Here is a 22,507-nt window from a genome sequence, read left to right as displayed (position 1 = left end):
GTCATCCGGCCCGCAGCGCGGCGACCTCCTCGGCGGTGGCCGGTTCCGTGACCCCCACCTCGTCGGCGACCTCGAGCGGCCAGCCGGTCTCGGCGCGCACCCGGTCGACGGAGACGCCCGGGTGGACGTCGGTGAGCACGAGCTCGGCCGTGGCCGGGTCGGGCCGCAGGATCCCCAGGTCGGTGACGACGGCGACCGTGCCCACCCCGCGCAGGCCCAGCTGCGCGCGGTCCAGCGGACCGGCCAGGGCACCGGGCGCCGTCACGAAGTCCACGCGCTCCACGAACGCGGACAGCCGGTGCGGCAGCAGCACGACGACCCGCCCCGCGCCGGCCGCGATCTCCGCCGCCGCGCCGACGCCGGCGAGCCGTGTCGTCGGCTCGTCGTACTCGCCGAGGACGGTGGTGTTGACGTTGCCGAAGACGTCGACCTGGTCGGCGACGAGCACGCCGACGTCGACCCGCCCACCCTGCAGCCAGTAGGCCGTGTCGGCGACCCCCGCGGTCGCGGCGGGCACACCGTCGACGGTGCCGTCGTCGCCGAGCACGGTCAGCCCGGGCGCGTGCACGGCACGGGCGAGCCGGGCGGCGCGCCGGGCCGCCCCGCAGCCGGCGACGCACACCTCGCCGTCGGCGAGCAGCCGGGCGGCGGTGACGAGGATCTGGTCGCTCACGCGCGGATCCCCTCCAGCCAGCTCGTGAAGCGGGCCCGGTCGCCGGAGACGCCCGCCCAGGAGCGCCCCAGGGTGTCCTCGCACGGGTCGGCCTGCGGATCACCGTCCGGCTCGGCGGCGGGCACCACCGCGATGCGGGTGACCGTGAACGCGGGGAGGACGATCGCGCCGTGCTCGGGCTCGAGCTCGTCGACGACCTCCTCGACCGTGACGAGCGCGTGGCGGGCGGCCAGCACGGCCTCCTTGCGGAGCCCGGGTACCCCGCGGAGCTGCACGTTCCCGGCGCGGTCGGCGCGCTGCGCGTGCACCACGCCGAGATCGGGGCGCAGTGCCGGCAGCGCGGTGAGCTCGGCGCCGGTGAACGGGCAGCGGACCGTCGCGAGGTGCGTGAAGGCCGCGAGATCGGTGCCGGTGTAGCCGTCCCGGACCGTCGCGAAGGGCAGGCCGGAGGCGCCCGCGACGTACCGCGCGGCCATCCCCGCCTGGGTGTGCTCCTCGATCTCGAGCGGCGCGGGCCAGCCGGTGACCAGTGCGTCCCGGATCCGGTGCAGGCCCGGGTCGAGGCGGGAGAACACGAGCTTCCGCACGCATCCCGCGCCGACGAGCTGGTCGCCGGCCGGGCCGGGTGCGGTGCCGACGAGGGTGAGGTCGCGCGGCCTTCGCCGCAGGATCGCGTGGGCGGCGGCCGCGGGGACCGACGCGCCGAGCCCTTCGAGGGCGATCTCCGCGCCGTCGTGCACCAGTGCGTCAACGGCGTCGGCCAGCGGCGAGATCGTGGCCACGGCGCGAAGTTAACGGGCGCAGGCAGGGGCGGCAACCGGACGCAGTGACCGCCGTGACCCTTGCGGTGCTGGTCACGATCGGGGGCGGCGCGGACACCGACGGTGCCACCCTCGTGCCATGACCAGCGTCATCTCGCAGAACGAGGCCGTCGAGGGCGCCGGCCCCGCGGCTGCCGCCGGCACGTTCCGGATCGGCGAGGGGCCCGTGGTCCACCGCCTGGGGTTCGGGGCGATGCGGATCACGGGGCCCGGGGTATGGGGCCCGCCCGCCGATCCCAAGGCCGCGATCGACGTGCTGCGCCGCGCCGTCGACCTCGGCGTGAACCTCGTCGACACCGCCGACTCCTACGGCCCGGAGACCTCCGAGGAGCTGATCCGCGAGGCCCTGCACCCGTACGACGGGCTGACCGTCGCCACCAAGGCGGGGCAGCTGCGCCCGGGGCCGGGGCAGTGGACACCGTGCGGGCGCCCCGAGTACCTGCGCCAGCAGTGCGAGCTGAGCCTGCGCCGGCTCGACGTCGAGCGCATCGACCTGTTCCAGCTGCACCGCGTGGACCCGACGGTCCCGGCCGCGGACCAGTTCGGCGTGCTGGCCGAGCTCAAGGCCGAGGGCAAGATCGCCGAGGTCGGGCTGTCCGAGGTCTCCGTCGAGACGATCGAGCAGGCCCGTGGGATCGTCGAGGTCGCGACGGTGCAGAACCGCTACAACCTCGTCGACCGCGCGAGCGACGACGTCCTGCGCTACTGCACCGAGAACGGCATCGGCTTCATGCCGTGGCACCCGGTCGCGGCCGGCGCCCTCGCGGAGCCCGGCGGCGCCGTCGCCGAGATCGCCTGGGCGCACGGCGTGACCGCGCCGCAGGTCGCGCTCGCGTGGCTGCTGCAGCGCTCGTCGGTCATGCTCCCGATCCCGGGCACGGCGGACCCCGCCCACCTCGAGGACAACTGCCGCGCCGCGGAGCTCGAGCTCGATCTCGCCGAGATCGACCGCCTCGACGCGGGCCTCACCGAGCTCTGACCTACGACGCCTGCCGCTCGGCCCCGGTGACCGGCGGGGCCGCGCGCTCGGCGGTGCGGGTGATGTTGCGGACCATGCCGCCGAAGACGATGCCGTGGAAGGGCGCGACCGACCACCAGTAGAGGTGGCCGGCGAGCCCGTGCGGCACGAAGACGGCGCGCTGGGTGTAGCGGGAGCCGCCGGGGTCGGGGCCGACGCCCATCTCCAGCCAGGCCAGGCCGGGCACCTTCATCTCGGCCCGCAGCCGGAGCAGCGTGCCCTCCTCGAGCTCCTCGACCCGCCACCAGTCCAGGGCGTCGCCGGTGTGGAGCCGGTCGGGGTCGCGCCGGCCGCGGCTCAGCCCCACCCCGCCGACGAGCCGGTCCATCCACCCGCGCACCGACCAGGCGAGCGGGAACGAGTACCAGCCGCGCTCTCCCCCGATCCCGGTGACGACGCGCCACAGCTCCTCGGGCGGCGCGGAGCAGGGCTGCCCGCGGTCGTCGGTGTACACGCTGCCGCCGGACCAGTCCGGGTCGCTCGGCAGCGGGTCCGACGGCGCGCCCTCGACGGCGGCGCCCGACCAGTGGGTCTCGACCTCGCCGGACCGGATCCTCGCCAGGGCCAGCTCGACGGCCCGGTCGTACCCGATACGGCCCTCGGGCGGGTCCGGCACGTACTTCAGGATGTCCTGCTCGCGGCACACCACCTCGTGCACCAGCGACTCGATCAGGGGCGCCGCGATGCCTTTCGGCACCGGTGTGACGATGTTGACCCAGTGCGCCGACAGCCGCGGCGTGAGCACCGGGACGCCGACGACGCGGCGCCGCGGCAGCCCGGCGACCGTCGCGTACCGCTGCATCATGTCCAGGTAGGTCAGCACGTCCGGGCCGCCGATGTCGAAGGTCCGGTTGACGTCCGCCGGCAGGTGGGCGGCTCCGATCAGGTAGCGGAGCACGTCGCGCACCGCGATGGGCTGGATGCGGTTGTGCACCCACCGCGGCGTGAGCATCACGGGCAGCCGCTCGGTGAGGTAGCGCAGCATCTCGAAGCTCGCCGACCCCGACCCGAGGATCACCGCGGCCTGCAGCGCCGCCGTCGGCACCCCGCTGCGCAGCAGGATCTCGCCGACCTCGGCGCGCGAGGTGAGGTGCTCGGACAGCGGCCCGTCCGGGTGCAGCCCGCCCAGGTAGACGATCCGGCGCACGCCCGCGGCGCGCGCGGCCTCGGAGAGGATGAGCGCCGCCCGCCGGTCGATCGAGGAGAAGTCCCGGTCGGCCAGCGAGTGCACGAGGAAGTAGACGACGTCGACGCCCTCGCACGCCCGCCGCACGCTCTCGGCCTCGAGCAGGTCGCCCTGCACGATCTCCGCGTGCCGGGCCCACGGCACGTCGCGCAGCTTGCCGGGATCGCGGACCAGGCAGCGCACCGCGGAGCCGGCGCCGCCCTCCTCGATCAGCCGGGGGGCCAGCCGTCCGCCGATGTACCCGGTCGCGCCGGTAATCAGGTATCGCATCCGCCCGATCCTCCCGCCGCCGGGCCGGATCGGCACGTCAGGCCGAGCGCCGGTGGCGTCAGCCGGAGCGGCGCAACCGGCTCTGCACCCGGCTCCACCACGACGGCACCCGGATGCGGTGCGCGGTCTCGGCGTTGGCCTCGTGGGGGTCGACGGCGTTGATCGTGCGGGCCGGGGGCTCGTCGTCGCGCACGAAGGAGCGGATCGCGGCGCTGAGCACGGCGAGCAGCGGCACCGCGAGCAGGGCGCCCGGGATCCCCGCGATGACCACGCCGCCGGCCACGGCCAGCACCACCGCGAGCGGGTGCAGCCGGACGGCCCGCCCCAGCAGCAGCGGCTGGAGCACGTGCCCCTCCAGCTGCTGCACGGCGATGACGACGGCCAGGATGATCACGGCCGGGATCGGTCCGTTGGCCACCAGCGCGATGAGCACCGCGACCGCGCCGCTCACCACCGCGCCGACGGTCGGCACGAACGCGCCGAGGAAGACCAGCGCCGCCAGCGGGACGACCAGTGGCACGCCGACGGCCCAGAGCCCGATGCCGATGCCGATCGCGTCGACGAAGGCCACGAGCACCGTGGCGCGGGTGTAGCCGACGAGCGTCGCGAAGGCCCGCCGCCCGGCGATGTCGACCTTCTCCCGCCGGGCGCGCGGCGCCGCCTTGAGCAGGAACGCCCAGATCCGCCGGCCGTCGTACAGGAAGAAGATCAGCGTGAAGATGGTGAGCGCGAGCCCGGCGCCGACCTCGGTGATCGTCGCGGCGGTCGTGAGGGCGCCGGACGTGAGGTTGGCCTGGTTGTCCGTGATCGCCTGCCCGATCTGCGCCGGGATGTTCCGCAGCTGCTCGGAGCTGAGGTTGAACGGCGGCCGCGCCAGGAACTGCTGGATCGACGTGAGACTCGCGGTGAGCTGCTGCTGCAGCTGTGCGAAGCCGCCGATGAACGTGTTGACCACGAAGGACAGCAGCCCGCCGATGATGCAGAAGCCCGCGACGATCGTGATCGCCACGGCCGGCCCGCGCGGGACCCGGCGGGCGACGAGCCAGTGCACGACCGGGGCCATGAGCGCGGAGATCAGCGTCGCGATGGCGACCGGGATCACCACGACCCGGAGCTGGATCACGAGGAAGACGAGCAGGCCGGCCGCCGCGGCGATGATCAGGCCCCGCGCCGCGACCTCGGAGGTCACCCGCAACGGCGTGGGTACGTAGGAGGCCGCGTTCCGTCGGCTGCGCTGCTCGGGGACGACCGGGGACGGCGGTGGGACGGGGGTGCCCGCGGGTTCCGGGGTGCGGGGCGCCGCCTCGGGGTCGGTCCGGTTGTCGATCCCGGGGCCGGTCGCGGCCGCCCGATCGTCGGTCATTCGCGAACGGTAGCCCTTCGTCGATCGCGGCGCGGGCGGATCGGGCGTGACGTCGCCGGAAGAGGGCCCGCTGCTCCGTTCCGGTGGCCGGGAGTAGCGGTATCCACCGTGTTGGCCTAGTGGAGTTACGGAGCGTCGAATTACACCCGTGTAGTTGACCGCCTCCTGAGCGGCCACTGAATCAGCCGGGTGAGAGAGTGGTAACGCTCCGGAGCACCTGATGCTTGCGGTGACACGCAGAACCGTAGTGATCTTGGGTTCGGGGCCGCCCCGCCGACACGCCGGACGACGTCGATGACGCCCGATGGTGTGGTGGCCGCCGGGGCCCTGCCGATCTTGTCGGTACCGCCGGTACCAGCGCGGACGGGGTCGGCCGGAGCCGGCGCGGGCGCGCGGGCCCGGGCCCCGTGAAGATCGTCGGGGCGGGCCGGACGGTCGCGCGCGGAGCCGTCCGCCCCGAACGGGTGAGGTCGGGGCGGAGATGCAGGTCTCGAGGTCCCACACGGCGTCTGGATGGCCTCGCAAGCCCCGGCGGGGCGTCACTGAGCGTCTCGAAAGTGGCTCGACTGGACGCGGAGAGCGACGATCGGCGCCCCGTGGCACCGCCACACCACCCGAACGGCTGGAGATGGCCCGAAAGCGGGTAACGGCCGCTCCCGACCCGTTTCCCCGAGAAGGTGACCCCGTTGTGGGTGGTGTGTGCGGCCGAACGGCCCTGTGGGGACAGGGCCGATGGCAGCATCGCGGCACACGGACGACGCGAGGTACAGAGATGACGGAGGTGCGGGGCGTGACCGACAGGGAGCGAGCCCTCGACGGGGCGGTCGGCCGGCGGAAGGCCACGGTGCGGGTGCGGGGCGTCGAGGACACCGGTCCCTTCCCGGGCCGCCATGCGAGCCGGACCGAGATCGCGGCCGAGACGCCGATCTTCCACGCCCTCACGGTCGGCGGCTGGCGCGGCCGGCAGAGCGAGCAGACCCCCCGGCAGGCCCCGGCCCGCCGGCCCGGTCGCCGCTCGGCCGAGGCGCTCGACGACTTCCGCCGCGACCCGCTGACCGCGCCGATCCCGGTGCAGGCCTACTCCACGCTGGCGGCCCGCACCGCGCCGCCGATCCCGGCCGCTCCGGTCGCCCCGGTCGCGCCGCCGGCGCCGCCCGTGCGGCAGCCGGAGCCCGCCCCGGTGTCCGCGGGCTACGACCGCGCGCCGCTCTACGCCGCGCACGTGCCGACCTATGCGCCGGCCGCGCCGGCGTACACCTCGCTGACGGACACCGGCCCGCAGGCGCTGGGCGAGCTGTCCTCGCGCACGGGTCGCCACCACCGCCGGGCCGTCGGGTCCGGATCGGGGCACCACCACCTGGCGTACTGACGCCGGGACGCAGGACCCCGGGGCTGGGGAGCCCCGGTGATGGAGAGAGAGAACGGACCGCGGCAGCTTCGGGCCGCGGCGGACGTCGGTCGGCTGGGGAGCGGATCGGCGTCGACCAGGGGCCGGTGGCCCGGGGTCCGGGGGAGTGACCGGATCGCGGAACCACCGGCCCTCGTCGTGTCCGCACCCAGGAACCACGATGCGTCGAAATGAGCTCCCGAACCGCATCATGGTTCCGTAATGCGCGAAAAGCGGTCGCGACACCGCGTTATGGGTCCATGGTGCACTCAGGGGCCGAGCAGGGCCTCGAGGTGGTCGCCGTTGAAGAGGCGGTCGGGGTCGAGCCGGTCCCGCACGGCGAGGAAGTCCGGCAGCGCCGGGTAGGCCGCCGCGACATCGGCCGCGGTCCAGTCGTGCCGGCCGCCCCAGTGCGGCCGCCCGCCCATCCCCTCCAGCACCGAGCCGACCAGCCGGAAGAGCGGCCCGCGGTCGTCGCCGCGGTGGGTCCGCACGGTGATCCAGGCCGTGGCGCGCCCGTGGGCGGGGTGCAGCCAGCCGGTCTCGGCGGGACCTGTCCGCACCTCCACCGGGCGCCGGATCTCCTGGTTTCGCGCCGCCGTCGCCGCCCCGAGCGCGCGGATCGCGTCCGCGAGCGCCTCGCGCGGCAGCGCCCACTCGGTGAACCCGCCCCGGACGGGGTGCGGGTCGGGCAGCAGCTCGTGCGGCGGCCCGGTCACCACGCCCTCCCAGCGCGGCGCCGGCCGCGAGCGCTGCGCCGACCACTGTGCCGACGCCGTGTGCCCCAGCCGCGTGACGACGCGGCCGAGCGCCTCCACCGGCCCGCCGGGCACGGCTTCGGGCTTCTGGTCGACGACGGGGCCGGCCCACCGCAGCAGCGCCTCGCCGCTGGGCAGGTGCAGCTCCACCGCCGCGAAGCGGTGCGCGTCGAGGGGCCCGTCGACCGCGAGGGCCTCCTCGGCCACGACCGGCTCCTCGTGCGCCTCCACCTCGGTGGCCGGCACCGTGCGTAGCTCCACCTCGGTGACGACGCCGAGGGCCCCGAGACCCGTACGCACGGCGTCCAGCTCCCCGACGTCCCCGTTCTCACCGGCCTTGCGCAGCCGGCCGGTGCCGTCGACGAACCGCATCCCGACGACCTGGTCGGAGAGCGAGCCGATCCCCGCCCCGCCGCCGTGGGTCCCGGTCGCGATCGCGCCGGCCACCGTCGCCAGGGGCGCGTGCGCGACGGGCGCGAGCGCCCGGCCCCGCTGCGCCAGCGCGGCCTGCACCGACGCGAGCGTGGCGCCCGCCCGGGCCCGGACCGTGTCGGAGGTGATCGCGGCGACGCCGGTGAGCGCCGAGCAGTCGACGTGCACGTCGTTGGTGAGGGTGAGGGTGCTGTCCGAGCGGCCGGAGCCGAGCGGGCGGACGGTCAGGCCACGTTCGGCGGCGCGGCGCACGGCGGCGACGACCCCCGCCTCGTCGAGTGGCCGGTCGGTGCGCCGGGGCCGGCACTGCTGCCCGCCCCACCAGTTCACCCACATCGCGTCGACGACAGGAGCCTCACGTGTGGAGCCGGGCGGCGACGGCGCGCAGGTCGGCGCGGGCGCGCTCGGCGTCGACCTTGACCGGCTCGCCGTCGTCGATCACCCGCTCCCCCGCGACCCAGACGTCCCGGACCAGCCGGGACCCGCCGGCCCAGACGAGGTTGGACAGGAGCTGGGCGTCGTCGTCGGGGTCGATGAAGGCCTGGTCGTCGAGGTCGACGTGCACGAGGTCCGCCCAGCGGCCGGGCTCCAGGACCCCGATGTCCGCCCGGTCGATCGCCTCGGCGCCGTCCCGGGTGGCCATGAGCAGCACGTCCGCGGCGGTGAGCGCGGCGGCGTCGTCCTCGCGGACCCGCGCGAAGAGGGCGGCGAGCCGGGCCTGGTGCCAGAGGTCGAGGTCGTCGCCGGAGGCCGGCCCGTCCGTGCCGAGTCCGATGCGGACACCGGCGCGCCGCAGGTCGCCGACCGGGGCGAGGCCCGCCGCGAGCTTGGCGTTGGACCCGGGACAGTGCGCCACCGCGACGCCGTGTCGCCGGTAGAGCGCGATGTCCTCCGCGGACACCTGCACGGAGTGGGCGGCGAGCACCCGCCCCCCGAGCGCGCCGACGGCCTCGAGCTGGGCCGGCACGGAGCCGAACTCCTCCCGCTGCGCGAGGTCCTCCTGCCGGGACTCGGCGACGTGCACGTGCAGCAGCGCGCCGCGTTCCCGGGCCGCCTCGGCCGAGGTGGCCAGCGCCTCGGGCGGCAGCGTGTAGGCGGAGTGCGGCCCGTACCCGAGCTCGACGCGCTCGTGCGGGCCGGACCGCAGCCCGTCGGCGTCGATCCGGGCCGAGACGCCGTCCCGCATCTCCTCCCAGGTGCCGAGCCGGTCCCAGCCGGGCGCGGCGATGATCCCCGGGGTCAGCAGCACCCGGGAGCCGGCGGTGAGCACGGCCTCGATCACGGCGTCGGCGACGAAGTACATCTCCACCGAGGTGGTGCAGCCGGTCCGCAGCAGCTCGACGGCGCCGGCGGTCATCCCGACCCGGACGTCCTCCTCGGTGAACCGCGCCTCGGCCGGCCACATGACCTTCTGCAGCCAGGACATCAGCGGCAGGTCGCCGCCCATCCCGCGCAGCGACAGCATCGGCGTGTGGCAGTGGGTGTTGACCATGCCGGGCATGAGGAGACCGGGCAGCGCGTGCACCGGCCCGTCGAGTTCGGGCGCGTCCGCCCGGGGGCCGACGTGGGCGATCCGCCCGTCCGGCCCGACGTCGACGACGCCGTCGCGCAGCACGGGGAACCCCGCACCGCAGGTCAGGACCACGGGCGCGGTGAAGCGTTCGCCCCCGCTGGTCACCGGCGCGGATCGAGCAGCGAGCGCAGGGACCGGAAGGGCGGGAGCCAGGCGCCGGTGTCCGGCAGGGTCTCGAGGGTCATCCGCGGCAGCGGCTCGCGGAACACGCCGTCGATGTCCTCGAGGTCGAGGAAGGAGATCGTCTCCGAGTTCAGCGCGAAGTTCGCGTACTCGCGGAAGCCGATCACCGTGACGTCCGTGTGCTGCTCGATCAGCTTCTCGAGCGGCTCGCGGAAGGCCCGCCCGTCGCCGGACGCCACCACGACGTGCCGGAGGTGGCCCTCCTGCTCCCGCATCTCGATGTGCCGGAGCATGTCGTCGTCGATGTCGGAGTCCTCGGTGACCTTCGGCTTGGCGAAGACCGCGAACCCGACGTTGCGCAGCGCCTCGACCCACGGCCGCACGACCTCGGTCGATCCGGGCACCACGTTGGTGAACACGCACGCCTCGGCCACGGCCTCGGGGCCCGCGAGGTCGAGCAGCCAGCGGCCGACCGCGTCGAACCGCGGGCGGAAGGCGGACGTGGGCCGCGCGCCCAGCAGCGAGCCGAGGCTCATGTCCATGTTGGGCGCGTCCCAGACGAGCAGCACGCGCGGCAGGGGGCCGGTCGACGTCACGGGGTCAGGGTCTCCCGAGGCTGGGTGCGCATGTCCGTGACCCTATCCCGACTCCGATGCCCGTGGCGGCCCGTCACACTGACCGGGTGAGCACGAACGGAGCGGACGATCCCACGGCGGATCCCCAGGCGACCGCGGAGCGCGTCGCGAAGGCGATGGTGCACCACGACGAGGCGATCCGCGGCGCCGGCATCCGGCTCGTCGACGTGGGGCCGGGGCGGGCGCGGACCGCGCTGACGATCGAGGAGCGGCACGTCAACGGGCACGGCATCGTGCACGGCGGCTACCTGTTCTTCCTCGCCGACGCCGCCTTCTCCTTCGCCTGCAACAGCCACGGCGTCTCGACGGTCGCGTCCGGCGGCGACGTCGCCTTCCTGCGCGCGGCCCGGGTCGGCGAGGAGCTGGAGGCCGAGGCGGTCGAGCGGGCGCTCGTCGGGAAGACCGGGCTCTACGACGTGACGGTCCGGACCGCCGCGGGCCAGGTCGTCGCCGAGTTCCGGGGCCGGTCGCGCGCGGTGCCGCACCTGCCGGCGCCCACCCTGGACTAGGGCGCCTGACGCACGTAGAGCAGGTCCCGGATCGCCCGGCCCTCGCGCACCGCGCGCTGCTCGAACTTCGTCAGCGGGCGCGAGTCCGGGCGGGGCAGCCATCCCTCCGGCCCGGCGGCGGGCGCGCGGTGCAGCAGCGGGCAGGCGTCGCACACCTCGCGCATCTGCAGCGCGTAGTGCTCCCAGTCCGTGGCCAGGTGCAGCCAGCCGCCCGGGCGCAGCCGGGAGGCGGCGAGCGCGACGAACCCGGGCTGGACGAGCCGGCGCTTGTGGTGCCGCCGCTTCGGCCACGGGTCCGGGAAGAAGATCCGGATGCCCTCGAGCAGGCCCTCGGGAACCGCGCGGTCGAGGAGGTCGACGGCGTCGCCGCGCAGCAGCCGCAGGTTCTCCAGCCCCGCCTCCTGCCGCAGCATGAGCAGCCGGGCGAGCCCGGGTTCGTAGACCTCGACGGCCAGATGGTCGACCTCGGGCGCGGCGGCGGCCATCTCGGCGGTGGCGTCGCCCATCCCGGAGCCGATCTCGAGGACCACCGGCGCCGTGCGGCCGAAGAGGGCCTCGGGCTCGAGCCGCTCGACCTCCGCGACGTCGACGCCGTACTCCGGCCACCACCGGTCCCACGCGTGCTGCTGGCCCTCGCTCAGCCGGTTGCGCTGGTGGACGAACGAGGGGATGCGGTGGCCGCCGGAGGCGGAGCCTGCGGAGCCGACCATCGTCCCTGCGGAGTCCCCGGAGCCGACCATGAACCCAGTGTCAGGCACCGTCGGCCGCGGGCAGGGAGACGTGCGAGGTGGCGCCGGGCAGCTTGCCGCGGACGTAGCCCGCGGTCGTGAACCCCAGGCAGACGACGACGGCGGCCGCGGAGGCCGGCCGCTTCGCCTTCACCTCGCGGATCAGCGCCTTGGGCAGCACGGTGGCGACGTAGCCGCGCTCGGTGGACAGCGCGTCGTCCGTGCCGACCAGCTTGGAGACGGCGGCCTTCGACAGCCCCTCCGCCCAGCTGCGGCGGCGCAGGTAGGACCAGTCGACCCGGTCGTCGGAGACGCGGTGGTCGACCTCGGCGCGCGGCTCGAAGAGGATCTTCACCTGGCGCCCGTCGGCCTTGTAGGCCTGCCGGGCCCGGATGCAGAGCTCGGTCTCCTCGCAGCCCAGCGGGTTCTTGCCGATCCGGCCGATGTCCTCGGCGAACCCGCCGACCCGCTTGAACACCTCGCGGCGCAGGGACATGTTGCAGCCCATGAGGTTGCGGACCTCGGCCTGCTCGGTGGGCTGGCCGGTGTAGGTACAGCCGACGACCCAGTCGAGCTCGCCGGTCGCGTCCCGCCCGCCGGGCGCGCCCGGGAGCGTGGCGGGCCGGCCCGAGTCGTCGACGGCGGCCCGGGCCACGGGCCAGCGGGGGTGCGCCACCCCGCCGACGCCGATCACCGCCGGGTCGGCGTAGGGCGCCAGCAGCGCGCGGAGCCAGCCGGGGCGGGCGGAGGCGTCGTCGTCGAGGAACACCACGACGTCGCCGGTCGCCATCTCGACGGCGGTGTTCCGCGCGCCCGACAGGCCCTGCTTGTGCGCGTTCGGCACCACCTGCACCCGCGGGAACGCCGCGCGCGCCCGCTCGAGCAGCCCCTCGTTGTGGTCGACGACCACGATCGTCTCCACCGGCAGCACGTCCTGCGCCGCCACCGACTCGACGGCGGACACGATGTCGGCCCACCGCTTCTCGGTGTAGACGCAGACGACCACGGTCGCGGTGACCGGCGGCTCGGGTGCGGGCTCGAACAGGTTCACGGGGCGGGGTCCTCCGGGTGCGGTCCGCCGGCGGCCGACTCCTGCGGTCAGCTCTTGCGCTTGTCGGCGCGCCGGTGCTCGGACAGCAGGGTACGCAGCACCCGGGTGCCGTCCGCGAAGGTCCGCAGGTTCGTCTCGCCGAACATGCGCTGCTTCTCGACCGACGGCACCTCGGTGATCTTCAGCCCGGCGGCGGCGATGCGGCAGTTGAGCACGGTCTCGATCTCGAACCCGTCGCCCCACAGCATCGTGCCGTCCTCCGGCTGCGGCTCGCCCGGGTCCGGCAGCTCCAGCAGCGGGAGCAGGTCGGCCCAGAAGGCGTTGTAGCCGTAGCAGAGGTCGGTGTACGACGTGCCGAACAGTGCGTTGGCCACCGAGTTCAGCCCGGCGTTCCCGGTGCGGCGCAACAGGGTGATGTCGTCGCTGCCGCCGCCCGCCGCGAAGCGGGTGCCCTTCGCGAAGTCGGCGCCGGCCACGAGGGCCGAGACGAACGCGGGGATCTCCGCCGGGTCGGCCGAGCCGTCCGCGTCGAACATCACGACGACGTCGCCGGTGGCCGCGGCGAACCCGCACGCCATCGCGTTGCCCTTGCCCTTGCGGGTCTGCGTGATGCAACGCACCCAGGGCAATGTGCGACGCGCCGTGCCGATGGTGTCGTCCGTGGAGTTGCCGTCCACGACGATGATCTCGTGCACCGCGGGGCGCACCGCCGCGATCTGTGGCAGGACGACCTCGAGGTTGCGCGCCTCGTTGCGGGTCGGCACCACGACCGTGACGGCCGGGTTGGCCGAGCGCCGCGGCGAGGGCCGCGGTCGCGGCCTCCGGATCCCGGCCGGCGGACCGGCGGGCGGCGCGAAGGGGCCGGGCGGCATCGCGCCGGGCGGCACGGCCCCGGGCGGCGGCCGGTACCCGACGGGCGGGGGCCCGTAGGGACCTGGACGCGGGCCCGGTCCGGGGTGCTGCCCGGGGCCGCCGGGCCGAGGTCCGCGGTACGGCGGCGCACCGGGCGCCCCGGGGGGCACCGGCGACGAGGCCGGACGGGCGGGCGTTACGGCGCTCACACAACCTCCAGACAGGTCCGCTCCAATCGGGACAACGAGTCACCGCGACCCCCGGTTACGGGTGATCGCGATCTCACTCGCCGGGGATCGGGTCGGTCGGGGAGCGTGACCGTGTCGTGACCCGATCCTCGTAGTCGTACGCATCCTGACGCGTCCGATCGGCGGCATGCTCAGCGGTATGTCCGAACCGACCGGTCGTCCGCCCGCGCTCGACGAACGGCTGCTCTCCGTGGCCGTCGAGCTGACCCGTCTCGGCAGGCGGGTCGACGAGCTCGGCGGCACCGTGAACGCGCTGGTCACGGAGCTGCGCGGCCATGCGGCGGACGGCATCCCGGACGGGGCCGCGGTGGGGGCCGCGGCGGGCCCTGCGGAGGCCTCGCGACCGTCCGCCGACGCGTCGGAACCGTCCGTCCCGCCGCGCGTGTCGCGGCACTACACCACCGATCCTGTGGCCACGCTGTGGACGCCCCGGTCGAGTGTGTCGTCGTCGCCCGCGGGTGGACCGTGGGGGCCGCCCTCGCCGGGCGTCGCCTTGGGTCCCCACCCGGGGTTCCAGTACGCCGCGCCGATCGGCCCGCGCCGGCCCAGCCTGGTGGAGCGGCTCCGGAGCCGGCTCTCCGGCCCCGCCCTCCTGGCGGTGACCGGTGCGGCGGTGACGCTGCTCGGTGTCGTCCTGCTGCTGGTGCTGGCCGCCTCGCGGGGCTGGTTCTCCCCGCCCGGCCGCGTGGCCGCGGGGGCCCTCCTCGGGGTGGTCCTGGTCGGGCTCGGGATGCGGCTGCACCGCCGGCCCGAGGCGCGGACCGGGGCGCTCGCGCTGGTCGGCACCGGGGTCACGGCGCTGTACCTGACGGTCGCGGCCGCCACTGCGCTCTACGGCCTCCTGCCCGCGGTCGCCGGCCTCCTCGCCGCCCTCGTCGTCGCCGCGGGCGGGGTGGCCCTGGCCGACCGGTGGCGGTCGCAGGCGCTCGCCGTGGGGTCCGTGGTCGGGGCGGCGCTGCTCGCGCCGTTCGTCGCCGACGGTCCGGGACCGCTGCTCGTCGCGCTCGTCGTGGTGCTGCAGGCCGCGGCGGTGCCGCCGGTGGTGCGGCGCGGCTGGGGCGTGCTCGCCGCGACGGCGGCCAGCGCGCCCGCGCTCTACGGCCTGGTCGGCCCGTACGCCGAACCGCTCGTCCCCGCGATCGCGGCCGCGGTCGCCGCGCTGGTCGTGGGGCTCGTCCCGACGCTCCTGCTCGACCGTCCCGGCACCCGGCCGGCGCCGCTCGCCCTGGCCTGGGTCGTCGCGGCCGCCCCGCTGCCGCTGCTGGCGCTCGCGACCCGGACCGGTCCGTGGCCGGGCGCGGGGCTGGCGCTGCTCGCCGCGGTTGCCCTTCTCGCGCTGGCGATCCCGGGCGGGCGTGCCGCCGTCCGGCTCACCGCACTGGTGGCAGGCTCGGTCGCCCTGCTGGTGGCGACCGTCGTGGCGTTCGACGGCGGCACCCTCGACGCGGTCCTGCTCGGCGAGGGCGTGGTGGTCCTGGTCGCGGCCGCGGTGCTGCGCAGCCGGCCGGGGTTGCTCGTCGGCGGCGGGTTCGCGCTGATCGGCTACCTCGGTGCGCTGGCCGGGGCGCTGCCCGACCCGACCTCGGTCCCCGCCCTACCGGTCCCCTTCCGCGGTCTCGTGCTCGCCGTCCTGGTCCTCGCCGCGGGGGTCGTGGCGCTCGTGGCCGCGGGGCGGACCGGGCTGATCCGGGCCGACGCCCGCACCGCCGTGCTCTGGGTGCCGTTGGCGCTCGTCGCGCTGCACGGCGCCACCACCACGGTGGTGACCGCGGCGCTGCTCGTGGCGCCCGACCGCACGGGCTTCCTCGCCGGGCACGCGCTCGTCACGGTGTCGTGGACGGTCGCGGCGCTGGTCCTGCTGGCCCGCGGGATCACCCGGCCGGCGCTACGGGCGGCGGGTGCGGTCCTGGTGGCGGCAGCGGTCGGCAAGCTGGTGCTGTTCGACCTGCTGGCGCTCGACGGCCTCGCCCGCGTCGCGGCCTTCCTCGGCGCCGGGCTGGTCCTGCTGGCGGCCGGGCACCGCTACGCGCGGCTGGTCGCCCGCGGTACGGGGGACGGGGCCGGGGACGGGACCGGGGACCAGGAACGGCGCGAGGAGTGACGGCGTGGCCTCGCCGGCCAGCCGCAGCGCCTCCCGGCCGTCGACGTCGTGGGCGTGGAAGGCGCCCCGGCCGGCGGCCGTGGTCGCCCCGAGGGTGACGAGTCCGTTGCGCCGCTGCAGGATCGTCTGCCGCACGGTCCAGCCGATCACGCCGTCGAGGTGCAGCGCGACGGTGCTGCGGCGCAGTGACCCCGCGCGCACCACGAGGTAGCCACCGACCACGGCGTGGCCCAGCCCGCGGTAGGTGTCGAGCGCGATCGCCGCGCCGACCGGGGCGCCCACGACGGCGAGGACCACCGCCACGAGCACCGGCCACAGCGTCCCGGTGGCCACGCCCGCCGCGACGAGCGCGACCACCGGCGGCCCGACGACGAGTGCCGCCCGCCGCAGCCGGCGCCGGCGCGCGGCGGGCGGGTGCGGGCACAGCACGGCGGCCGTGGGCGAGCGCGACTCGCCGAGGATCACCGCGGCGACGCGCTCGGCGAGCCGGCGCGGCGCGGTCGGCAGCAGGGTGCGGTGCTCGGTGCTCTCGGTGCCGCTGCCCACGAGCAGCCCGCTCGCGACGGCGTCGACACGCGCGGCCCCGGCCAGCCGCACCCCCAGCGGCTCGACGAGCTCGACGCCGGTCAGCCGCCGCTCCTCGAGCGAGATCGACCGGGTGGTGAGCACCCCGCGCCGGACGCGCAGCGTGCCGCCCGGCTCGCGGTCCAGCCGGAACCCGCTCCACGTCTCGGCGTAGACCAGGAGCGCGACGACCGTGCCGGCCAGCAGGATCCCGAGCACGACCAGCACGATCCGGACCGCCGGCGGCGCCACCCGCAGCAGCGGGCCGAGCGGCCGGTCGACCAGCGCGAGGACCACGGCCAGCACGGCGATCCCGAACAGCGGGGTGGCGGCGGTGAGCACGCCGTAGCGCAGCCACCGCGGGTCCAGCTCGGCGATGCGGCCGTCGGCGGGGCCGGCGGGCGGACCGCCCGCGGAGCGCATCCGGTCGAGCAGCAGCGTGCGCAGCCGGTCGGCCTCCATCCGCTCGACCGGGCGCAGCCGCAGCGTCGCCTCCCCGCGCCCGCGCTGCTGGCCCGTGCCCACGCGCAGGGTGACCAGGCCGAACGCCCGTAGGACCGGGCCTGCGGTCACGTCGACGGTCCGGACGCGCTCGATCGCCATGCTGCGCGCCCGCCGGACCGTCACGCCGGTGCGCAGCTCGACCCGGTCGGCGGTGACCCGGTAACGCGAGCAGCGCCAGCGCGCGTAGGAGGTGGCGACGGCGAACCCGACGAGCAGCAGCGAGACCGCGAGCGTCCACAGCGCGACCGGTCCGGCGAGCTCGGGCTCGCGGGCGGCGACGACGACCACGACGGTCGCGCCCAGGACGGCGACGGTGACGGTCGTCAGCACCCCCGAGACCGGTACACCACGCTGGTCCAGCTCGGTCCAGCCGGCCGGGTCCGGCTCGAGGTCGGCGCTCCCGGCGAGGTCGGCGGCGAGGCCGGCACCGGGGGGCGCGCCGGGCCTCACCGGCCCGCTCCCGCACCCCGTCGGCCCACGATCGTTTCCCCCCGGTCGCGTCGTCCCGTCCCGTCCTCGATGCTCCACTCTGACGTACCGACGGCCCGCGGGCGAGGGGCGGGGTGCGATCGGCGGAACTCGTGCAGGTCGCGTGCGAGCGTGCGCCGGTGCCGCGCCCGACGGGGCCCGGGAGGACCCCCCGGCGGGGGTGAGCCGCGGTGTTCGCGCGGGACGACCACGCGGCGCCGGAGGTGTCCGTTCACGCCTGTGAAGGGTTCCGCCGATCCGCCCAGCGTGCCGCCCCGGTCGGCGAAGCTGCCCGCCGTGACCACGACCGTAGCCCTGCCTCCCCTGACCCGCCGGCACGCCGAGGCGTTGCGCGCCAGGCGCACCGAGGTCGCCGCCGCACTGGCCGAAGCGGACGGACGGCACCGGGCGCGGCTGCGCGGTGACCTCGCCCTCGTCCGGCTCCGCGCGACCGCCGACCTCACGGCCGCCCTCCGTGACCTGCGCACCCTGAGCGCCCCGTGGATCAGCGGTCCGCGCTCGTCGCTGCCGGACGTGCTGGAACCCGCGATCGTGCGCGCGACGGCCACGCTCCTCGCCCGCGGCAGGGGCGAGGCCGAGGCGGCGGTGCGGCGCGCGGCCGGCCGGATGCTCGGCCCGCGCCCGTTGCCGACCGAGCTCGTCCCCCGGCCGCCGACGGGGGCGGGCGCGATCACGGCGCGGCTGCCCGATCCCCCGGGGCGCGTGGGGTGGCTGGACGCGGTGGTGCGCACCGGGTCCGGCACCGCCGTGGTGCGCCTGGTGCTCGTCCTCGTCGCGGGCGCACCCGCGCTGGGGTTGTCCGTGGCGGGCGGCCGCACCCTCCTGCCGGCGGCGATCGGGCTGGCCGTGGCCGCGGTGGTGCTGCTCGCGCGGCGCCGGCGGGTGGCCGTCGAGCGCGAGGAGTGGGGGTACTGGCTCGACACGGCGCTGCGCGACGCCGAGGCCGCGACCGTGTCGGCGTTGTCCGCCTTGCTGATCGACCTCGAGCGGCGGGCCACCGACCTGCTCGACCGCACCGCCGCCGAGCGCCGCATCGCGCTCACCGCGGAGCTGAGATCGCTGGGAGGTTCCGGTGCGCCCTGAGCCGGATGGGGACGTCGACGCCCCGGTCCGGGCCGAACCCCTCGGGTACGACCCCTCCGTGCCGATCCGCGTCGCGATCGGCGCCGACGATCTCGACACGGACGCCGACGGCCACGCCGACTCCGCGGTCCTCGCGGACGGCCCGGACCTCGTGCTGCACACGGACTTCGACGGCGACGGCCTCGCCGACCGCGTCCTCCGCCTCGGCCCGACGACCCTCCCCGCACACCGGGTCCATCCATCCACCATGGACCCTCTGGACGAGGTGCGCTGGTGGGCGCCGTGGACCTGGTTCGCCGACCCCTGACCGGCGTCGGCCGGGCGCGCCGAGGTGTCGCGCCCCCGGGTGCGGGATAGGTTCTGCGCCGTGGTCCCCGATCGCCCTGATCGTCCCGTCCCCGGGTTCCCGGGGCGCGATCCCGTCGACGCCGTCGACCCCGAGTTCCGGTCGCTCCCCCTGCAGGCCCTCGCCGGTGCGGCGCTGAGCCGCGCGATGCTGCTGGGCGCCCAGCACGCCGACCTCCGGGTCGAACGCGTGGTGTCCCAACGCATCTCGTTGCGGGACGGGACCGTCGAGGGCGTCTCGGACGGCGTCACCACCGGCCTCGCGGTCCGCGTGCTGGTCGACGGCGTGTGGGGCTTCGCCTCGCACGTCGAGCTGACCGTGCAGGCGGCGAGCGCCGCGGCCGAGCGCGCGGTGGCGGTGGCGAGGACCCTCGCGCCCGTTGCGCTGGAACGGGTCGAGCGCGCCGACGAGCCGGTGTACCCGGACGCGGTGTGGGTGTCCGCCCACGACGTCGACCCCTTCACCGTGCCGACGCGGGAGAAGGTGGAGCTGCTCACCGACTGGTCGCAGCGGCTGCTGGCGGCGGACGGGATCGACCACGTGCAGGCCTCGGTCACGCAGGTGCGGGAGTGCAAGTTCTACTCCGACCTCGCCGGCACCACGACGCTGCAGCAGCGGGTCCGGATCGAGCCCGGCCTGAGCGCCACCACCGTCGACCCGGGGGCCGGCACCTTCGAGTCGATGCGCACCCTCGCCCCGCCGGCCGGGCGCGGCTGGGAGTACGTCACCGGCACCTCGTACGACTGGGAGGACGAGCTCGCCCGGCTCCCGGAGCTGTTGGCGGAGAAGACGAAGGCGCCGTCCGTCGAGCCGGGCGAGTACGACCTGGTGATCGACCCGACGAACCTCTGGCTCACGATCCACGAGTCGGTCGGCCACGCCACGGAGTACGACCGCGCGATCGGCTACGAGGCCGCCTACGCCGGCGGCTCCTTCGCCACCCCGGACCAGCTCGGCACGCTGCGCTACGGCTCCGGGCACATGCACGTGACCGGCGACCGGACCGTCCCGCACGGGCTGGCCACCATCGGGTTCGACGACGACGGCGTCGCCACCTCGGAGTGGGACCTCGTCCGCGACGGCACGCTCGTCGGCTACCAGCTGGACCGGACCTTCGCCCCGCGGCTGGGGCTCGAGCGGTCCAACGGCTGCGCCTTCGCCGACTCCCCGCACCACGTCCCGATCCAGCGCATGGCCAACGTGTCGCTCCGGCCGGACCCGGTGCGCGACACCACGACCGACGACCTGATCGGCGGGGTCGAGCGCGGGATCTACGTCGTGGGCGACCGCTCGTGGTCGATCGACATGCAGCGCTACAACTTCCAGTTCACCGGCCAGCGCTTCTTCCGGATCGAGAACGGCAGGCTCGTCGGGCAGCTGCGCGACGTCGCCTACCAGGCCACCACGACCGACTTCTGGGGCGCGCTCGCCGCCGTCGGCGGACCCTCGACCTGGCGGCTCGGCGGGGCGATGAACTGCGGCAAGGCCCAGCCCGGGCAGATCGCACCGGTCAGCCACGGCTGCCCGAGCGCGCTGTTCCGCGGCGTGACCGTGCTCAACACCCGGGAGGAGGGCGAGTGACCGGCGCCCTCACCCCGCAGGAGACCGTCGAGCGGACGCTCGCGGCCGGCGCCCACCTCACCGGCTGCGCCGTGATCGTCTCGGAGACCAGCGAGGCCGTGCTCCGCTGGGCCAACTCCACGATGACCACCAACGGGCACACCACCTCCTCACGGGTCACCGTGATCGCGTTCGTGGACGTGCCGGGCGGCACTGCGGCCGGGACCGTCTCGTCGGGCGAGCAGATCACCGAGCCGGAGCGGCTCGCCGACCTCGTCGCCGCGGCGGAGCGCAGCGCGCGGGACGCCGGGCCGTCGCGGGACGCCGCGCCCCTGCCCGAACCGTCCGGCGACGCCGACCCGGGCTGGGCCGAGTCGGCCGCCGCGACGTCGATCGCGGTCTACACCGACCTGGCCGCCGGTCTCGCCGAGGTGCTGGCCGGTCCGTTGCGCCAGTTCGGCTTCGCCGACCACTCGCTGACGACGACCTGGCTCGGCACCTCCACCGGCGTCCGCCGCCGCTGGGTCCAGCCGACCGGTTCGGTGGAACTGAACGTCAAGGACGCCGACTCCTCGGCGTGGACCGGCACGGCGACCACCGACTTCACCGACGTCGACGTCCGGGCGCTGGCCGCCGAGGCGGAGCAGCGGCTGGCGTGGGGCGCGCGGAAGGTCCGCCTGGAGCCCGGCCGGTACGAGACCGTCATGCCGCCGTCGGCAGTCTCGGACATGCTCGTCTACGCGGGCTGGTCCATGGAGGGCCGTGCGGCGCAGGAGGGGCACAGCGCGTTCACCGGCAAGGCGGGTGTCGGCGAGCGGCTGACCGACCTGCCGCTCACGCTGTACTCCGACCCCACCGCGCCCGGGCTGGAGTACGAGCCCGTGGTGATCACGTCGAGCTCCGGGGGCGGGGTCAGCGTGTTCGACAACGGCGCCCCCACCCGCCGGGTGGACTGGATCCGCGAGGGCGTGGTCAACGAGCTCGTCTACTCCCGGGCGGAGGCGGCCGAGTTCGGCACCGCCTTCACCCCGCCCGGCGACAACATGCTGCTCACCGGCGGCTCCGCCGCGACGCTCGACGAGATGGTCGCGCGCACCGAACGCGGCCTGCTGCTCACCTGCCTCTGGTACATCCGCGAGGTCGACCCGGCGACGCTGCTGCTCACCGGGCTGACCCGGGACGGCGTGTACCTGGTCGAGGGCGGCGAGGTCACGGCCGAGGTCGACCACAACTTCCGGTTCAACTACTCGCCGCTGGACATGCTGCGGCGCACCACGGAGGTCGGCCGCACCGAGCCGGCGCTGCCGCGGGAGTGGAAGGACTGGTTCACCCGCGCCCGGATGCCCACCATGCGCATCCCGGACTTCCGGATGTCCTCGGTGTCGCTGGGGAAGTGAGGATCACCGGCCCAGGTGCCGGTCGAGGAATTCGCTGATCGTCGGCTTCAGCTCCTCCGCCCCGGTGAGCGGCGCCCACTGCCCTGCACCTGGCAGCTCCACGCGTTCCCAGTCCGGCCGGGCCGCGCCGAGCACGTCGACCAGCGCGCGCACCGGCTCGAGCGGGTCCGGCGAGTGGATCAGCAGCGTGGGGGCCTCGGCCGTCGCGACCTCGGCCAGGGTGAGGCCGGGGTCGGTCACCGCGTCGAACTCGGCGAGCCGGTGCGCGAGCCCTCTCACCACGGAGGCCTGGTGCTCGGCCGGGAGCGCGTCCCAGTAGCCCGGCCCGAGCCAGTGGTCGGTGAGCTCGCGCGCCGCCTCGTCCGGCCGCCCGGCCGCGATGCCCTCCGCCAGCCGGTCCCGGGAGGCGCACACGGCGTCGAACAGGTCGTCGTGGCCGGCGCGGGCGAGCAGCGCGAACGGCGTCGGCTCCACGAGGACCAGGGCCCGGGCCCGCTCGCCCAGCTCGACGGCGGCCCGCATCGCGACGGCCCCGCCGAAGGAGTGCCCGACCAGCCCCAGCCGTTCCGTGCTGCCCGCGGTCACCGCGTGCACGAGCCGGACCTGGTCCGTCAGCGTCTGCGGCCGGAAGCCCGGCCAGGGCGGGGTGGCGCCGTGCCCGTGCAGGTCCAGCGTGAGCACCCGGTAGCGGTCCAGCAGCGCGTCCGCGAGCGGGTCCCACACCCGGCGGCCGCCGGCGATCGAGCCGAGCAGCACCACGGGCGGACCCGCGCCCACCCGGTCCACGTCCACGTCGACGACGCCGCGTCGCACCAGCACCATCCGATTCGTCCCCC

Annotated in this window: 19 protein-coding genes and 1 pseudogene; 8 read left to right on the top strand and 12 right to left on the bottom strand. The window is 75.7% G+C overall.

Translation table 11 applies throughout. From position 1 onward, the window contains the following. Position 1 precedes the first annotated feature (1 nt). Positions 2-673, bottom strand: a complete 672-nt coding sequence (locus tag ACQP04_RS36735; RefSeq protein WP_433505015.1) for a CoA-transferase — start codon at positions 671-673, stop codon at positions 2-4. Further along, positions 670-1,455, bottom strand: coding sequence for a CoA transferase subunit A (locus tag ACQP04_RS36730; RefSeq protein ID WP_433505014.1), 786 nt, complete (start codon positions 1,453-1,455; stop codon positions 670-672). The genes ACQP04_RS36735 and ACQP04_RS36730 overlap by 4 nt, the downstream gene beginning before the upstream one ends. A gap of 118 nt (positions 1,456-1,573) precedes the next feature. Between ACQP04_RS36730 and ACQP04_RS36725 the strand changes: the two genes are divergently transcribed. Beyond that, on the top strand, positions 1,574-2,473 hold the full coding sequence (locus ACQP04_RS36725; RefSeq protein WP_433505013.1) for an aldo/keto reductase: 900 nt from the start codon (positions 1,574-1,576) through the stop codon (positions 2,471-2,473). A 1-nt stretch (position 2,474) separates the two neighbouring features. Here the strand turns inward: ACQP04_RS36725 and ACQP04_RS36720 are convergent, their stop codons facing one another. Further along, complete coding sequence (locus ACQP04_RS36720) at positions 2,475-3,968, bottom strand: SDR family oxidoreductase (RefSeq protein WP_433505012.1); 1,494 nt, start codon at positions 3,966-3,968, stop codon at positions 2,475-2,477. Between the two features lie 58 nt (positions 3,969-4,026). Beyond that, positions 4,027-5,331 carry an AI-2E family transporter gene (locus ACQP04_RS36715; protein ID WP_081923860.1) on the bottom strand — a complete coding sequence of 435 codons (1,305 nt, stop codon included), beginning with the start codon at positions 5,329-5,331 and terminating at the stop codon, positions 4,027-4,029. Positions 5,332-6,121: 790 nt separating this feature from the next. On the opposite strand from ACQP04_RS36715, the gene ACQP04_RS36710 reads away from it, so the two are divergent. Further along, a complete protein-coding gene (locus ACQP04_RS36710) occupies positions 6,122-6,700 on the top strand; it encodes a hypothetical protein (RefSeq protein WP_433505011.1) in 579 nt (192 codons plus the stop codon). 287 nt (positions 6,701-6,987) lie between these two features. Here ACQP04_RS36710 and ACQP04_RS36705 read toward each other — a convergent pair whose 3' ends face one another. Genes ACQP04_RS36705 through ACQP04_RS36695 form a run of 3 tightly spaced genes read right to left on the bottom strand, consistent with a single transcriptional unit; the run spans position 6,988 to position 10,200 of the window. Further along, complete coding sequence (locus tag ACQP04_RS36705; protein WP_433505010.1) at positions 6,988-8,244, bottom strand: D-arabinono-1,4-lactone oxidase; 1,257 nt, start codon at positions 8,242-8,244, stop codon at positions 6,988-6,990. A 19-nt stretch (positions 8,245-8,263) separates the two neighbouring features. Further along, positions 8,264-9,586 (bottom strand): amidohydrolase family protein, encoded by a 1,323-nt coding sequence (locus ACQP04_RS36700; RefSeq protein ID WP_433505009.1) that lies wholly within the window; start codon positions 9,584-9,586, stop codon positions 8,264-8,266. After that, complete coding sequence (locus ACQP04_RS36695; protein ID WP_037042046.1) at positions 9,583-10,200, bottom strand: NYN domain-containing protein; 618 nt, start codon at positions 10,198-10,200, stop codon at positions 9,583-9,585. The genes ACQP04_RS36700 and ACQP04_RS36695 overlap by 4 nt, the downstream gene beginning before the upstream one ends. An 86-nt stretch (positions 10,201-10,286) precedes the next feature. Here ACQP04_RS36695 and paaI point away from each other — a divergent pair, with 86 nt between their 5' ends. After that, the gene (gene paaI / locus ACQP04_RS36690) at positions 10,287-10,748 is read left to right on the top strand and encodes a hydroxyphenylacetyl-CoA thioesterase PaaI (protein WP_433505008.1); all 462 of its coding nucleotides are present in this window, start codon (positions 10,287-10,289) and stop codon (positions 10,746-10,748) included. Here paaI and trmB read toward each other — a convergent pair. From trmB to ACQP04_RS36675, 3 genes are read right to left on the bottom strand one after another with little or no spacing between them, the layout of a single operon-like run. Then, the gene (gene trmB, locus ACQP04_RS36685; protein WP_433508506.1) at positions 10,745-11,458 is read right to left on the bottom strand and encodes a tRNA (guanosine(46)-N7)-methyltransferase TrmB; all 714 of its coding nucleotides are present in this window, start codon (positions 11,456-11,458) and stop codon (positions 10,745-10,747) included. The genes paaI and trmB overlap by 4 nt on opposite strands. Positions 11,459-11,498: 40 nt before the next feature. Then, positions 11,499-12,527, bottom strand: a complete 1,029-nt coding sequence (locus ACQP04_RS36680; RefSeq protein WP_433505007.1) for a glycosyltransferase family 2 protein — start codon at positions 12,525-12,527, stop codon at positions 11,499-11,501. A 47-nt stretch (positions 12,528-12,574) separates the two neighbouring features. After that, on the bottom strand, positions 12,575-13,354 hold the full coding sequence (locus ACQP04_RS36675; protein WP_051737013.1) for a glycosyltransferase family 2 protein: 780 nt from the start codon (positions 13,352-13,354) through the stop codon (positions 12,575-12,577). 412 nt (positions 13,355-13,766) lie between these two features. Here ACQP04_RS36675 and ACQP04_RS36670 point away from each other — a divergent pair, with 412 nt between their 5' ends. Next, on the top strand, positions 13,767-15,728 hold the full coding sequence (locus ACQP04_RS36670; RefSeq protein ID WP_433505006.1) for a DUF2339 domain-containing protein: 1,962 nt from the start codon (positions 13,767-13,769) through the stop codon (positions 15,726-15,728). Positions 15,729-15,767: 39 nt separating this feature from the next. On the opposite strand, the pseudogene ACQP04_RS36665 reads toward ACQP04_RS36670, so the two are convergent. Then, positions 15,768-17,084, bottom strand: a pseudogene (locus ACQP04_RS36665) (PH domain-containing protein); the annotation flags it as partial. 477 nt (positions 17,085-17,561) lie between these two features. Between ACQP04_RS36665 and ACQP04_RS36660 the strand changes: the two are divergent. The 4 genes from ACQP04_RS36660 to ACQP04_RS36645 are packed head-to-tail and all read left to right on the top strand — an operon-like array spanning position 17,562 to position 21,671. Beyond that, entirely contained in the window at positions 17,562-18,368 is an 807-nt protein-coding gene (locus ACQP04_RS36660) for a hypothetical protein (protein ID WP_433505005.1), read from the top strand. After that, on the top strand, positions 18,358-18,675 hold the full coding sequence (locus tag ACQP04_RS36655; protein WP_433505004.1) for a hypothetical protein: 318 nt from the start codon (positions 18,358-18,360) through the stop codon (positions 18,673-18,675). The genes ACQP04_RS36660 and ACQP04_RS36655 overlap by 11 nt, the downstream gene beginning before the upstream one ends. Positions 18,676-18,735: 60 nt before the next feature. Then, complete coding sequence (locus ACQP04_RS36650; protein WP_433505003.1) at positions 18,736-20,295, top strand: TldD/PmbA family protein; 1,560 nt, start codon at positions 18,736-18,738, stop codon at positions 20,293-20,295. Then, positions 20,292-21,671 (top strand): metallopeptidase TldD-related protein, encoded by a 1,380-nt coding sequence (locus tag ACQP04_RS36645; protein ID WP_433505002.1) that lies wholly within the window; start codon positions 20,292-20,294, stop codon positions 21,669-21,671. Before ACQP04_RS36650 ends, ACQP04_RS36645 begins: the two co-directional genes overlap by 4 nt. A 3-nt stretch (positions 21,672-21,674) precedes the next feature. Here ACQP04_RS36645 and ACQP04_RS36640 read toward each other — a convergent pair whose 3' ends face one another. Then, positions 21,675-22,493, bottom strand: coding sequence for an alpha/beta fold hydrolase (locus tag ACQP04_RS36640; RefSeq protein WP_433505001.1), 819 nt, complete (start codon positions 22,491-22,493; stop codon positions 21,675-21,677). Positions 22,494-22,507 lie beyond the last annotated feature (14 nt).

Origin of the sequence: Pseudonocardia halophobica, from assembly GCF_050948485.1 — a bacterium.
In the GTDB taxonomy this organism is placed as follows: Bacteria; Actinomycetota; Actinomycetes; order Mycobacteriales; family Pseudonocardiaceae; genus Pseudonocardia; species Pseudonocardia halophobica.
This window is presented reverse-complemented; position numbering and strand designations above follow the sequence as displayed.

Coding starts and splice junctions, on each gene's coding strand:
- ACQP04_RS36725 (WP_433505013.1), top strand. CDS start 1,574: ATGACCAGCGTCATCTCGCAGAACGAGGCCGTCGAGGGCGCCGGCCCC.
- ACQP04_RS36720 (WP_433505012.1), bottom strand. CDS start 3,968: ATGCGATACCTGATTACCGGCGCGACCGGGTACATCGGCGGACGGCTG.
- ACQP04_RS36715 (WP_081923860.1), bottom strand. CDS start 5,331: ATGACCGACGATCGGGCGGCCGCGACCGGCCCCGGGATCGACAACCGG.
- ACQP04_RS36705 (WP_433505010.1), bottom strand. CDS start 8,244: ATGTGGGTGAACTGGTGGGGCGGGCAGCAGTGCCGGCCCCGGCGCACC.
- trmB (WP_433508506.1), bottom strand. CDS start 11,458: ATGGTCGGCTCCGCAGGCTCCGCCTCCGGCGGCCACCGCATCCCCTCG.
- ACQP04_RS36670 (WP_433505006.1), top strand. CDS start 13,767: ATGTCCGAACCGACCGGTCGTCCGCCCGCGCTCGACGAACGGCTGCTC.
- ACQP04_RS36640 (WP_433505001.1), bottom strand. CDS start 22,493: ATGGTGCTGGTGCGACGCGGCGTCGTCGACGTGGACGTGGACCGGGTG.